Origin of the sequence: Peribacillus sp. NPDC058002 (assembly GCF_042886655.1) — a bacterium.
In the GTDB taxonomy this organism is placed as follows: domain Bacteria; phylum Bacillota; class Bacilli; order Bacillales; family DSM-1321; genus Peribacillus; species Peribacillus aracenensis.
This window is the reverse complement of sequence record NZ_JBHVQU010000457.1, coordinates 1-1,775: the sequence shown is the minus strand read 5'-3', so window position 1 is coordinate 1,775 and position 1,775 is coordinate 1. Positions and strand designations below refer to the sequence as shown.

The window sequence follows — 1,775 nt, the reverse complement described above, 5'->3', positions numbered from 1 at the left end:
GGTCTTTATCAAGCGTAAATTCTCAATGACACCTGACACCGGCGAAAGTTGACCATCAATGGCCGCCTCGTATGCCTTATATGTAGCATAAGTCAGGTGCTCTTGCTCAAAGCCCAGCTTGCCGATATTCATCGCTTTAGCCTGCTTGCCCACTTCTTCGATGATGGTTCCTTTATGTTGAACGATCTCATAATCCGGTGCCTGCTTGCCCGCTTGTTCCACGTATCGGAAATCAGTGATGAATTTAGCTTCTTTTTGGGAAATAAGGACAACGCCTGCACTTCCCGTAAAATTGGTCATGAATCGGCGGTTATATGTACTGGTGATCAAAAAACCATCAATGCCCACCTTTTCCATTGAGGCCCTTAAGCGCATTAGTTTATTCATTTAATTTCTCCCCTTTGCAATCTTTGTGATCGCCTGCAACGCCAATTCATATCCGTGTATCCCCAAGCCGACAATCTGTCCCGCCGATACCGCCGCGGTCACTGATTCATGCCGAAAGCTTTCACGGGCATGTATGTTCGAAATATGCACTTCCACAACAGGAACATCAATTCCGGCTATTGCATCACGAATCGCATAGCTATAATGAGTAAAAGCTCCAGGATTAATAATAATCCCGTCGATCCCATAATCCTCTGACCAATGTAGCTTGTCGATAATCGCTCCTTCATGGTTTGTTTGAAAAGAGGTTAATTCCACATTTAACCCTTGAGCTTGCTGCATCAATTGTGCTTCCACATCTGCAAGCGTCGAGGATCCATAATGCGCAGGTTCCCGCTTCCCCAAGCGATTTAAATTCGGACCATTGATTAGTAAAATTTTTGTCATCATCAAACACCTGCTCATGTTAAAAGAATGCTTTCCAAGAACATTCTATCATAATTACAAATTGTCTTACTACTTTTTTACAACCAATAAGCAATCAGCTTTCCGACTGCTTCTCGGCTTTGTTTTTTTGGCGCATATATTCTTGATGATCGTATGATATAGAAAACCCTATAAAAAGTCCGTATATAATAAAAATGCAGACACTTGTGATAACCGTATTTACTGACATTTTAGAAAAGGTTGGCAAATCGACGAACATCGGTTTTAGGACAAATACCAGCAAAGCCCAGCAAACCACTCCTAAAATAATACCCGTAAAAGTACTCTTCATCCTTTTAAAAAGACTATAGTATAAAAAAGCGATCCCCACGGATAGAATCCCGAATAAAATTATGGTCATTACCGTACCGAGCCACTGATTGATCCAGGTCATGTTGGACCATGAAGTTAGTATGAATTTTGGGCTGAAATCCATAAAATTAAAATAATGGGCACAGATACCGATAAAACTGGCTAAAGCCCCCCCAACAAAACCGACAGCAAGTACATTGTAGATTAACATGCTTTGATATCCCTGTTGAATTTGTCCATTTTCATTAGAAGACATATCAATCACCTCCGCTACGTAGTATGCCCTTTGTTAATTAGAACTATTTTTTTTTGTTCTTAGGAAGGAGAATCACTAGAGGTTTTGTGATTTATTCTGTATGATTAAATCATAAATAATCTACTTTTTTCAGAGGAAAATACCCATCCTCTGTGGAAGTTTATAATGTACACAGGATACTACCTTCCTGTGATTTAACATTCATAAAGTAATCGCAGGGTTAAAGCTTCCATTCAATTTTATGGGAACGCCTTTAAACCCTTGTGATGCTTGATAATAAACATGTTAGCACCCTTGAGAGAGCTACGTGAATAACTATTAGGTTGGTGTAGAA

At 39.9% G+C, this 1,775-nt stretch carries 3 protein-coding genes; all 3 read right to left on the bottom strand.

Features of this window, described 5'->3' with window-relative positions:
• The coding region (locus tag ACFVSH_RS26275; RefSeq protein WP_387708743.1) for an aminopeptidase P family N-terminal domain-containing protein at positions 1-387 on the bottom strand (387 nt) is incomplete at its 3' end.
• Entirely contained in the window at positions 388-834 is a 447-nt protein-coding gene (gene aroQ / locus ACFVSH_RS26270) for a type II 3-dehydroquinate dehydratase (protein ID WP_260284837.1), read from the bottom strand.
• Positions 835-928: 94 nt separating this feature from the next.
• A complete protein-coding gene (locus tag ACFVSH_RS26265; RefSeq protein ID WP_387597892.1) occupies positions 929-1,441 on the bottom strand; it encodes a YqhR family membrane protein in 513 nt (170 codons plus the stop codon).
• Positions 1,442-1,775 lie beyond the last annotated feature (334 nt).

Bases quoted from the DNA above. Each gene is read 5' to 3' on its own strand.
- aroQ (WP_260284837.1), bottom strand. From the start codon at position 834: ATGACAAAAATTTTACTAATCAATGGTCCGAATTTAAATCGCTTGGGG.
- ACFVSH_RS26265 (WP_387597892.1), bottom strand. From the start codon at position 1,441: ATGTCTTCTAATGAAAATGGACAAATTCAACAGGGATATCAAAGCATG.